9 protein-coding genes and 1 rRNA gene are annotated in these 11,560 nt (G+C 67.8%); 9 read left to right on the top strand and 1 reads right to left on the bottom strand.

Features of this window, described 5'->3' with window-relative positions:
* The first annotated feature begins 61 nt into the window (after window positions 1-61).
* The 3 genes from ruvX to KGA66_RS11695 are packed head-to-tail and all read left to right on the top strand — an operon-like array spanning window position 62 to window position 3,686.
* The gene (gene ruvX / locus KGA66_RS11705; RefSeq protein ID WP_211467672.1) at window positions 62-559 is read left to right on the top strand and encodes a Holliday junction resolvase RuvX; all 498 of its coding nucleotides are present in this window, start codon (window positions 62-64) and stop codon (window positions 557-559) included.
* Complete coding sequence (gene mltG / locus KGA66_RS11700) at window positions 556-2,829, top strand: endolytic transglycosylase MltG (protein ID WP_211467670.1); 2,274 nt, start codon at window positions 556-558, stop codon at window positions 2,827-2,829. The genes ruvX and mltG overlap by 4 nt, the downstream gene beginning before the upstream one ends.
* Window positions 2,829-3,686 (top strand): shikimate dehydrogenase, encoded by an 858-nt coding sequence (locus KGA66_RS11695; protein ID WP_246507552.1) that lies wholly within the window; start codon window positions 2,829-2,831, stop codon window positions 3,684-3,686. Before mltG ends, KGA66_RS11695 begins: the two co-directional genes overlap by 1 nt.
* A gap of 76 nt (window positions 3,687-3,762) precedes the next feature.
* Here the strand turns inward: KGA66_RS11695 and KGA66_RS11690 are convergent, their stop codons facing one another.
* Window positions 3,763-5,271, bottom strand: coding sequence for a DUF6882 domain-containing protein (locus tag KGA66_RS11690; protein WP_211467668.1), 1,509 nt, complete (start codon window positions 5,269-5,271; stop codon window positions 3,763-3,765).
* A gap of 218 nt (window positions 5,272-5,489) precedes the next feature.
* On the opposite strand from KGA66_RS11690, the gene aroC reads away from it, so the two are divergent.
* The 6 genes from aroC to KGA66_RS11660 all read left to right on the top strand — a co-directional run bounded on the left by aroC (window position 5,490) and on the right by KGA66_RS11660 (window position 11,391).
* Window positions 5,490-6,731: a chorismate synthase gene (gene aroC, locus KGA66_RS11685; RefSeq protein WP_211467666.1), complete on the top strand. Its 1,242-nt coding sequence runs from the start codon at window positions 5,490-5,492 to the stop codon at window positions 6,729-6,731.
* A complete protein-coding gene (locus KGA66_RS11680; RefSeq protein ID WP_211467664.1) occupies window positions 6,728-7,231 on the top strand; it encodes a shikimate kinase in 504 nt (167 codons plus the stop codon). Before aroC ends, KGA66_RS11680 begins: the two co-directional genes overlap by 4 nt.
* On the top strand, window positions 7,228-8,304 hold the full coding sequence (aroB, locus tag KGA66_RS11675) for a 3-dehydroquinate synthase (RefSeq protein WP_211467662.1): 1,077 nt from the start codon (window positions 7,228-7,230) through the stop codon (window positions 8,302-8,304). Before KGA66_RS11680 ends, aroB begins: the two co-directional genes overlap by 4 nt.
* A 94-nt stretch (window positions 8,305-8,398) precedes the next feature.
* Complete coding sequence (gene efp, locus KGA66_RS11670) at window positions 8,399-8,962, top strand: elongation factor P (RefSeq protein WP_211467660.1); 564 nt, start codon at window positions 8,399-8,401, stop codon at window positions 8,960-8,962.
* A gap of 1 nt (window position 8,963) precedes the next feature.
* On the top strand, window positions 8,964-9,398 hold the full coding sequence (gene nusB / locus KGA66_RS11665; protein WP_211467658.1) for a transcription antitermination factor NusB: 435 nt from the start codon (window positions 8,964-8,966) through the stop codon (window positions 9,396-9,398).
* Between the two features lie 430 nt (window positions 9,399-9,828).
* Window positions 9,829-11,391, top strand: a 16S ribosomal RNA gene (locus tag KGA66_RS11660).
* The last annotated feature ends 169 nt before the right edge of the window (window positions 11,392-11,560 follow it).

Raw genomic sequence — 11,560 nt, 5'->3', positions numbered from 1 at the left:
GTACGTCCTTGACGGTCGGTGTACCAGGACGTAGTCAGCGACACAGGGAGAACGGTCCGTTGTGAGAGTGGGCAAGCGGCTCGGCGTCGATGTCGGAGCGGTCCGGATCGGCGTCTCCGTCTGCGACCGGGACGGCCTGCTGGCCACGCCGGTGGAGACGGTGAAGGCGGGCGAGGGCGACCTCGCCCGCCTCGCGGCGCTGGCCGCCGAGCACGAGGCGACCGAGGTGATCGTCGGCCTGCCCCGTTCGCTCTCCGGGGCGGAGGGTCCGGCGGCCGTCAAGGCGCGCCAGTTCGCCGCCCGCCTCGCCCGGACAATTCGGCCGATACCCGTGCGGTTGGTGGATGAGAGGTTGACAACCGTCACGGCGACCCGTGGACTACGCGAGTCGGGAGTTCGCGGTCGCCGCGGCCGCGCTGTGGTCGATCAGGCCGCCGCCGTGGTGATCCTGCAGAACGCGCTCGACGCCGAGCGGGCCTCTGGACGGCCGCCCGGCCACCTGTCCGCGGCCGACGACGACGTCGCGCCCCACGCCCCGGTTAAGGAGTTCGAGGCTTGAGCGACGACGGTTGGTTCGGCGACCTGGAGGAACCCGCACCCCCGCCCGGTTACGCACCGGGCCGGGGACGCCGTGCGGCCTCAGGGCGTGAACCGCAGCCCGGGCAGTCCGGCCAGTACCCGCGTCAACCGGGGGCATCCGGTCAGTACGCGCAGGACCAGTACCAGTCGAATCAGTACGCGCAGGACTACTCTGTGCAACCGCAGGCATCGTACTACGACGAACTGGGTCCGCGCTCGACCCCGCCACATGCGTGGGACTCTTCGCAGCAGCAGGCGTACGCGGACTCGATCGGGCATCAGCAACCGTCGTACCAACAACCGTCCTACGAGCAGCAAGCCTACGAACCCCAGTCCTACGAGCAGCCGGCGTACCAGGAGCCGTATCAGTCCCGGCAGCAGTACGACCAGCAGCAGTCCTACGAATCGCAGCAACCGCAGCGCGCCCAGCCGCAGTACGGCGGCCAGCGAGGTCAAGCGCAGCGGCCGGCCCAGCCGGCGCGCCCGTCATCGGACCCATACGCATCCGGCTCGTACGCATCCGGCTCGTACGGGACCGATGCTTACAGCTCCGATCCCTACAGTTCGGGTTCGTACGCATCCGGCGCGTATCCATCGTCATCGGAGCCGTATTCGCCCGGTACGCAGGCCACGGATCCCTACGCATCAGGCGGATACGCGCGCCCGGCACGGCGGCCTAACGGCGCCAGCCCGGGTGACAGCGGCGCCAGCGCAGTCGGTTCCACCAGCGGCGGATACACGCCGACCAACGGCACGCGAGACCCTTACTCCAGTGGCCAGTATCCGGTCGATCGCGGCGGCGGCGGCGGCCGGCCTGCACCCGGCCGCGGCTCGGCCAACGGCCTCCAGACGCCCGGCTCGGCGCCGACTCAGGTCCAGGACCCGTACGGGCGCCGCCGCGGGTCCGTCGAATCGACCGGCGGCTACGCGCAGTACGAGGACGATGACGAGTTCCCCGACTCGGCCCGCACCTCCCGACGCGCGTCCGGGTATCCCGGCGAGACCGATAACCGCGCTGAGGGTGCGCCGCGCAGCCGGCGCCATGGAGTGGAAGCCGATCCGCTGTCGCGGGACGAGCCGGACGACGACCGGTTCAGACTGATCGACGACGACGATGACGCGGATGACGGCGAGGCGGGCAAGGGACGCAAACCCAAGCAGAAGAAGGGCCGTAACTGCCTCGCCGTGTTCCTCGCCTTCTCGGTGATCGCCGGCGGTCTGGGCTACGGCGGGTACAAGGGCGTGCAGTGGTATCAGAGCAAGTACGGCGCCCCGCCGGACTACGTCTCGACCACCGGTACCGGCGCCAAGGTCGATGTCAACATTCCCTCCGGCGCCGGCGGCCGGACGATCGGCGCGAAGCTGTTCGACGCCGGTGTGATCAAGAGCCAGCGCGCCTTCACCAACGCCTGTAACGCCGAGCCCAAGTGCGCGAACATACAAGCCGGCACCTACCTGCTGCCGAAGGGCATCAGCGCCGCGGCGGCCGTCGCGGACCTGCTCGACCCGAAGAACCAGGACAGCAAGTCGCAGCTGATCACGTACGGGGGCGAGCGCGCCGCCCAGGTCTTCGCCGCGCTGGAGGCCAAGACCAACTGGAGTGACGCCGACATCCGCGCCGCCATCGCCGGCGGGAAGATCGATCTGCCGGCCTGGGACACCGGCCAGCCCGGAGCGAAGTTCCCTTACGCGCACATCGAGGGCTTCATCGCCGCCGAGACCTATGTGCTGACCGATTTCAAGACCCCGGCCGACCTGCTCAAGAAGATGGTCGACGACCAGCTCGCGATGTTCAACCAGGAGAACATGACCGCCAAGGCGGCCGCGCTCCGGTTGACCCCGTACAAGCTGCTGATCATCGCCTCGCTGGCGCGCGCCGAGGCCGGCTCGAACACCGCGGACCTGAACAAGATCGCGGGAGTGGTGTTCAACCGGTTCAGCAACCCGGCGCTGTTCGCACACCTGGGCTTCGACACCTCGACCCTGTACGGCATGGGCAACACCGGTACCGTGCCGGACAACAGGGACACCGCGAACCCGTACAACACCAGTGTCTTCGGCATCAAGGGTCTGCCACCGGGTCCGATCGACAGCCCCGACCAGGCGTCGATAGACGCGGCGCTGAACCCGAACCGCGCCAACGACTACCTGTACTTCTGCGCAACTCCCGACGGAGTCCAATACGCTCAGAACAACACCCAATGGCGGAGCCTGGGCGTCAAGTACAAGGGGCTGTGCGGGTCGGGCTGATGACCGTGACAGGGGTGCGGCTGCAAGCCGCGGTGCTCGGTTCGCCGATCGCGCACTCGCTCTCGCCCGTGCTGCACGTGGCGGCTTACCGCAGGCTCGGGCTCGCCGGGCGCAGCTACGAGGCATTCGACGTGGACGAGGCCGCCCTTCCCGGGTTCCTGGACGAGTTGGACCCGGGGCGGTGGTGCGGGCTATCGCTCACCATGCCGCTCAAGCGCGCGGTCATCCCGCTGGTCCACTCCGTGAGTGAGACCGCGGTCTCGGTCCAAGCGGTCAACACGGTGCTGTTCGAACACGACGGAACGCGGCGCGGCGAGAACACGGATGTACCCGGACTGATCGCCGCGCTCGCGGAACGCGGTGTCACGGGCGTGGACGAGGCTGCCGTGCTGGGCGGTGGCGCGACGGCGGCATCCGCACTGGCCGCACTCTCTTCGATCGTCCAGACCGGTGATGTCGACATCTACGTGCGCTCGCCGAAACGGGTCGAGCAGTTGTTGCCGGTCGCCGAACGTTTTGGCCTGCGACTGCGCGTCCACGGCTGGTCGGATGCAGGCGATGCGCTGAAAAGCCCGCTCGTGGTCAACACGACTCCCGCGGGCGCTGCGGACGAGTTGACGAGCCGGATGGTTCCTGCGGCCGGCACCTTGTTCGACGTGCTCTACCACCCTTGGCCGACCCCGCTGGCCGCAGCCTGGCAGTGTGCTGGTGGTGTCGTATTGGGCGGGCTCGACCTGCTCATCCACCAGGCTTCGTTGCAGGTAGAGCTGATGACGGGCGCCGACCCGACTCAGCGGGCCGCTGTGGTCGAGGCGATGCGCGTCGCCGGGACTGCTGCACTAAGCGCGCGGGGATAGGGGCACTACACCGGGCGGTCGATGGCGCGTCGCCTGGCGTCGTCTGAGCCGCTACTGAACCGCACCGCGGCGCTGGTCAGGTGTGCAGCGACAGCCCGGTCAACCGGCCCTCGGCCGAGATCTCCACCGTGAACGAGCCGATGCCCTCAGCGGCGACGACGATCCCGTCCGGAACCCGGCTCCATTCCCAGCCGTAGTGCTCGACGTATCCGAGTACGCACTCGGCGTCGTCTTCCCCGAACGTGGCGGCGCCTTCCATGACGAAGCGCGGCACGGTACTGAGCCTCGGCTCCGCGTTCGGCACCTCGGAGCCGCAGACCACGTAATACGCGCGCGCATCGCCTAATCCCGTGCCGCCGGGAGACGCGCTGTGCTCCGCACTGTGGCCGATGTAGCCGCGTGCGCCCAGCAGGCCCATGGAGGTCCAGGCCAGCATCTCGGCGGCGTCTTGCGGGCTGTCCGGCGCATCCGCGATGCCGGAGAGGTCGAAGGCGGGCGTGGTGAGCTCGGCGACGCCCTCTCGTTCGCCCAGCGCACGTAGCCGCCGCGCCTGCTCGGTGATCTCCGGGTTTCCGCCCCAGGCCGCCGGATCTGCCCATGCCCACGTCCATACGCCCGTGGAGGAGAGCATGCCGAGAGCGTCGACGGGGAACTGTCGGCCGGACTGCCGATAGACGCGCGTCGCGTGATCGACCGACCAGTCACCGAGCGGCATGAAGGCGAGAAATGCCTCCAACTGCTCGGTGACCCACGCCGCGTGCCGGTTGCCGGCGGCGTTGAAGCGCGCGCTGAACTCGGGCAGTGCCGCGACCGGTGCTGTAACCGCTGCCGCGGGTGATGGGAGCGCAGCCGATGGGTTGCCGGTCGGCACAGCCGCCGCCGTCGGCCGGACCGGTGCAGGTTCCGGTGGCACCGGACCTTGCGCTCGCACCGGCTGGACATTCAGGGTCGCCAGGATCTGTGCCGCGGCGGCCTGCGCGGCCTCTGGATGCACGGGACCGAGCGTGTACTTGCGAGACCTGATGTGCGCGAGCAACTCGGGCTGCGGTGGAAGCTGGTGCAGGCTGAGGTAGTAGCCGACCGCGGCCGGCCAGATCCACGTGCCGTCGCTGTGGAAGACGCGCGGCACGTTCGGCGGTGCGCCGGGCACCAACTCGTCGCGCGTGGTTCCGGGCGCGGAGAGCGCCACTGCCGCCCTCGTCAGGTACGCGACCAGCGCCGGAATCTCGCGCGGGTCCAGGTTCTGCCGGTTGATCAGCAAGCTGCCGTCGGGATTGACTCCGTCGAACACTCGGGCTACAGGGAAGGTGGGCGCTCCGGCCGGCTGGCCGGAAGGCGGGGTTTCAGTGTCCTGTCGCGGAACTGTCTGCGACACGGCCGGTCCGCCGCCTGGCGTCGGGAACGAACCCAGATTCGGATCGATCGGCGGCGGCACCAGCGGGGGCAACGGTGCCGGACCCCTGGCGGACGCCTGGTCCGCAGACTGCTGCGATGCGAGTACCGCGTCGTGGTAGACCTGAGGCGTGGTACGCGTCGTGTCCCCGGTACCTGTCGCCGCGCCGCTGTAGCCCCCTGCGACCGACATCCCAACTCCCCACTTCACCACACTCGCCACCGCTGCGGGACTGGTGAGTCTCCCATTGCCGAGGGCGACGAGCAATTCCTGGTGGTGCCGCGTGCGGCACTTTCGCCCGGTCGGCGCAGTGGCGCCGATGCGCACGTGGCCTCCTCTGATCGTCGGAAGATATACGACCTGTGGACAACGCGTTCCGTCAGCCGAGCGCGTCATGGGATGATCGGCACATGTTGCGTTGGCTCACCGCAGGGGAATCGCACGGTCCCGCGCTCGTCGCGATCATCGAGGGGCTGCCGGCCGGCGTGCGCACGTCCACTAAGGCGGTCTCGGACGCGCTCGCCCGCCGCAGGCTCGGCCACGGCCGCGGCGCCAGGATGAAGTTCGAGCAGGACGAGGTCGCCTTCCTCGGAGGCGTGCGCCACGGGCTGACCCAGGGCGGACCGGTGGCGATCCGCATCGGCAACAGCGAGTGGCCGAAGTGGCAGACGGCCATGTCCGCCGACCCGATCGCCGGTCCGGCCTCGCTCGACGAGCTCGAACCCGGCTCCGCCGAGTTCTCCGCCACCGGCGCGGGACAGGCCCGCAGCGCGCCGCTCACCCGGCCGCGGCCCGGCCACGCCGACCTGGTCGGCATGCAGAAGTACGGCTTCGATGACGCCCGGCCGGTTCTGGAACGCGCCAGCGCGCGGGAGACCGCGGCGCGGGTGGCGCTGGGCGACGTGGCGCGTGCCTTCCTGGACCAGGCCGCCGGTATCCGAGTCCTGTCCCACGTCGTGCGCCTCGGGCCGGTGGTCACCGTGGAGGGCCTGCTGCCGCGGCCCGGCGACCTCGAACGCATCGACGCCGACCCGGTCCGCTGCTTCGACCCGGAAGCGAGCTCGGCGATGGTGGCCGAGATCGACGCGTGCCACAAGGCCGGTGACACGCTCGGCGGCGTGGTCGAGGTCCTCGCGTACAACCTCCCGCCGGGCCTCGGCAGCCACGTGCATTGGGATCGGCGGCTCGACGCGCGTCTCGCCGCCGCGCTGATGAGCATTCAGGCGATCAAGGGAGTCGAACTCGGCGACGGCTTCGGCCTCGCCGCGATCCGCGGTTCGCTCGCGCACGACGAGATGGAGCCCGGCCGGCCGGGCGTGCGTCGCCGCTCTGGGCATTCCGGCGGCACCGAGGGCGGCATGTCCACTGGAGGGCCGCTGCGGGTGCGCGCCGCGATGAAGCCGATCGCGACCATCCCGCGCGCCCTGGCCACCATCGACACCGCTTCCGGTGAGGCCGCGGTCGCGCACCATCAACGCTCGGACGTGTGCGCGGTTCCCGCCGCGGGCGTGGTCGCCGAGGCCATGGTCGCGCTGGTGCTGGCCGAGGCGCTGCTGGAGAAGTTCGGCGGCGACTCGGTCTCCGAGACCGCGCGCAACCTCGCCGGTTATCTCGCCGAGGTGCGCACGCGCGGCCTGGAGGTGCTGCGGTGAGTCCGCGGGTGATCCTCGTCGGGGCCCCCGGCTGCGGTAAGAGCACCGTCGGCGCCTTGCTGGCCGAGCGGCTCGGTGCGTCTTTCCGCGACACGGACGCGGATGTCGAAGCGGCCGCCGGCATGACCATCGCCGAACTGTTCATCGAGAAGGGCGAGCCCTACTTCCGCGATCTTGAGGCCGAGGCGGTGCGCGCCGCGATCGCCGGCCACGAGGGGGTGCTGTCCCTGGGCGGCGGCGCGGTCGTGCGCGAGGAGACCAGGCTGGCGTTGCGTGGCCAGCGCGTGGCCTATCTGGAGATCGATCTGGCCGAGGCGGCGCGTCGGGTCGGCCTGAACACCGCGCGCCCGCTGCTGCTCGGCAACGTGCGCGGGCAGCTCGGGCAGCTGCTCGAACAACGCAGGCCGCTGTACGAACAGGTGGCCACCATCACCGTCTCCACCGTCGGCCGGTCCGCCGAGGCGGTCGCCGATCTGATCGTCGAGGAGCTGCCCGCATGAGCGCAACGACCACCGTCAAGGTCGGCGGCGAACGCCCGTACGACGTGCTCATCGGCAGCAATCTGCTCGGCGAACTGCCGGCGCTGCTCGGTGACAAGCCCGCCAGGGTCGCGGTGATCCATCCGAAGGCGCTGGCGGCCACCGCCGAGGCGATCCGCGCCGACCTGGACGTGGCCTACGAGACCGTGACCATAGAGGTTCCCGACGCGGAGGGGGCCAAGACCGCGCAGGTACTGGCCCATGTGTGGGCGGTGCTTGGCCATTCCGGCTTCACTCGCACCGACGCGATCGTCGGCGTCGGCGGGGGAGCGACCACCGACCTGGCCGGGTTCGCGGCCGCCACCTGGTTGCGTGGCGTGCCGGTGGTGCAAATCCCCACCACGCTGCTCGGCATGGTCGACGCGGCGGTCGGCGGGAAGACCGGTATCAACACCGCCGAGGGGAAGAACCTGGTCGGCGCCTTCCATCCGCCGGTGGGCGTCCTTTGTGACCTGGCCGCACTGGAGAGCCTGCCGGGCGACGATTACGTCGCGGGCATGGCTGAGGTGGTCAAGTGCGGGTTCATCGCCGATCCCGCGATCCTCGACCTGATCGAGTCGGACCTGGAAGCGGCCAAGACGCCGGGCGGCCCGCACACCGGCGAACTGATCCGCCGGGCCGTGCAGGTGAAGGCCGATGTCGTCTCGGTCGATCTGAAGGAGGCCGGGCTGCGCGAGATCCTCAACTACGGCCACACCCTCGGCCACGCTATCGAGCGCAACGAGCGGTATCAGTGGCGGCACGGAGCGGCGATCTCGGTGGGAATGGTGTTCGCCGCCGAACTCGGCCGGCTCGCCGGCCGCCTGGACGAGCAGACCGCGCAGCGCCACCGCGATCTGCTCGGCGCGCTCGGACTGCCGCTGGCCTACCGCGCCGACGCTTGGCCGCAACTGCTGGAGACCATGCGCATCGACAAGAAGGCCCGGGCGGACCGGCTGCGTTTCATCGTGCTGCAGGGTATTGCGAAACCCGCCGTGCTGGAGGCTCCCGACCCGCAGTTGCTCGCCGCCGCCTACGCCGAGGTCTCCCGCTGACCTGCGGGCGGGAAGAGCGCCGCCGACCGACCGCTAGACTTGGCGGTCTGCGATGAACGCAAAACCTTAGTCTCACGCTAGGAGTGACCCGGCCGTGGCCACGACCAACGACCTGAAGAACGGCATGACGCTCAACCTCGACGGCGAGTTGTGGAACGTCGTGGAGTTCCAGCACGTCAAACCGGGCAAGGGCCCGGCGTTCGTGCGCACCAAACTCAAGCACGTGCTGACCGGCAAGGTGGTCGACAAGACCTTCAACGCGGGCATCAAGGTCGAGACGGCCAACGTGGACAAGCGCACGATGCAGTACCTGTACAAGGAGTCCACGGACTTCGTGTTCATGGACACCGACACCTACGACCAGATCCAGGTGCCGGTCGAGACAGTGGGCGATGCCGCGAACTTCCTGTTGGAGAGCGCTGAGGTCACTGTGGCCACGCACGACGGCGTTCCGCTGTACGTCGAGTTGCCGGCTGCGGTCGAGTTGGTGATCACGTACACCGAGCCGGGTCTGCAGGGTGACCGCTCGACCGGTGGGACCAAGCCGGCCACGGTGGAGACCGGTTACGAGATCCAGGTTCCGCTGTTCATCTCGACCGGCGAGAAGGTCAAGGTGGACACCCGCGAGGGCAAGTACCTCGGCCGGATCAACAACTGACGTGGCGACCAGGAGTAAGGCGCGGCGGCGAGCACTCGAGGTGCTGTTCGAGGCGGACCTCAAGGACGCGAACCCGTCGCGCATCCTGGCCGACCGGGTCGCCAGGTCCCAGCAGATGACCGCGCAGGACACCGACCCGCGTATCGGTGAGTACACGATCGAGCTGGTCAACGGCGTGGTCGAGCACATCGACCGGATTGATTCACTGATCGAGACCTACTCCATCGGCTGGCCGCTGGACCGGATGCCGACCGTGGACCGCAATGTGCTGCGGCTCGGCGTCTTCGAGCTGTTGTGGGGGCAGGACGTGCCGGAGGTGGTCGCCATCGACGAGGCGGTCTCGCTGGCACAGGAGCTGTCCACCGCGGAATCGCCGCAGTTCGTCAACGGGCTGCTCGATCGGCTGCGGGAGTTGAAGCCGACGCTTCAGCGCTGAGCGAGCCGCAGCGGGTTGCCGCGGGGGTCTGATCGGCTTGTCGAGCTGCTGGTTTGACGTGGCGTTCGGCCGCGCGTAACGTAAGAAGACGTCGCCGAGTCCGGATCACCACAGCGCATGCGCTGTCTGACCAGGCCGGCGGGCTAAATCCCTTCCTCCTTCGGATTGCGGCCGGATCTCCGTCTGCGTGACGGATTCGGCGCCACCGTCTCCTCGCGAAAACGGTGGGAAAAGCAAGGCTGAAGATCTGGTAGAGTAGGGATCACCGAAAGAGAACACCTCTCCGGGGCTGAAAAGCTCTGGGGATGCGGTGTCTGTTTCTTGAGAACTCAACAGTGTGTCGATTATGTTTACGATGCCATTAGTTTTTTTGGATGGTTGTTGTTGTCCCGACCCCCGTCGGGATGGTTTCAGCCGGGTTTCGGATTCTTTTTTGGAGAGTTTGATCCTGGCTCAGGACGAACGCTGGCGGCGTGCTTAACACATGCAAGTCGAACGGATCCGGGGTTTCGGCCCTGGGTGAGTGGCGAACGGGTGAGTAACACGTGGGTAACCTGCCCTTGGCTCTGGGATAACTCCGGGAAACCGGGGCTAATACCGGATATGACCATAGGATGCATGTCTTGTGGTGGAAAGTCTGTGTCTTGATTGGGCGCAGTTCGGTCAGGGATGGGCCCGCGGCCTATCAGCTTGTTGGTGGGGTGATGGCCTACCAAGGCGTTGACGGGTAGCCGGCCTGAGAGGGCGACCGGCCACACTGGGACTGAGACACGGCCCAGACTCCTGCGGGAGGCAGCAGTGGGGAATATTGCGCAATGGGCGGAAGCCTGACGCAGCGACGCCGCGTGGGGGATGACGGCCTTCGGGTTGTAAACCCCTTTCACCATCGGCCAAGCCTTGTGGTGTTCCATGGGGTGAGTGTAGGTGGGGAAGAAGCACCGGCTAACTACGTGCCAGCAGCCGCGGTAATACGTAGGGTGCGAGCGTTGTCCGGATTTATTGGGCGTAAAGGGCTCGTAGGCGGCGTGTCGCGTCGGGAGTGAAAGCCCGCTGCTTAACGGCGGGTTGGCTTCCGGTACGGGCATGCTGGAGTGCGGCAGGGGAGACTGGAATTCCTGGTGTAGCGGTGGAATGCGCAGATATCAGGAGGAACACCGGTGGCGAAGGCGGGTCTCTGGGCCGTTACTGACGCTGAGGAGCGAAAGCGTGGGGAGCGAACAGGATTAGATACCCTGGTAGTCCACGCTGTAAACGTTGGGCGCTAGGTGTGGGGCCTGTTTCCACGGGCTCCGTGCCGGAGCTAACGCATTAAGCGCCCCGCCTGGGGAGTACGGCCGCAAGGCTAAAACTCAAAGGAATTGACGGGGGCCCGCACAAGCGGCGGAGCATGCGGCTTAATTCGATGCAACGCGAAGAACCTTACCAGGGCTTGACATGCACGGTGCAGGGTCGGAGACGGCCTGTCCTTTGGGGTCGTGCACAGGTGGTGCATGGTTGTCGTCAGCTCGTGTCGTGAGATGTTGGGTTAAGTCCCGCAACGAGCGCAACCCTCGTCCTGTATTGCCAGCAACATCCTTCGGGGTGGTTGGGGACTTGCGGGAGACTGCCGGGGTCAACTCGGAGGAAGGTGGGGATGACGTCAAATCATCATGCCCCTTATGTCCTGGGCTGCACGCATGCTACAATGGCCGGTACAGAGGGCTGCGATGCCGTGAGGCGGAGCGAATCCCGGAAAGCCGGTCTCAGTTCGGATCGGGGTCTGCAACTCGACCCCGTGAAGTCGGAGTCGCTAGTAATCGCAGATCAGCAACGCTGCGGTGAATACGTTCCCGGGCCTTGTACACACCGCCCGTCACGTCACGAAAGTCGGTAACACCCGAAGCCCATGGCCTAACCGGTTTTCCGGGGGGAGTGGTCGAAGGTGGGACTGGCGATTGGGACGAAGTCGTAACAAGGTAGCCGTACCGGAAGGTGCGGCTGGATCACCTCCTTTCTAAGGAGCTTTCATCTGCTGTGCGCGTGCTGTAGTGGTGCGTGTGTGGTGGTGGCGCCGGTCGTGCCCGTGTGGGTGCGCGGTGGTGCTCGTGGGTGGATCGTCGTGAACGCTGCTCGTGTCTTGTCTGGTTGTCTTCTCCTGCGTGTGTGGGGGTGGGTGCGGGGCG

Source organism: Actinocrinis puniceicyclus, assembly GCF_018283645.1.
In the GTDB taxonomy this organism is placed as follows: Bacteria; Actinomycetota; Actinomycetes; order Streptomycetales; family Catenulisporaceae; genus Actinocrinis; species Actinocrinis puniceicyclus.
This window is presented reverse-complemented; position numbering and strand designations above follow the sequence as displayed.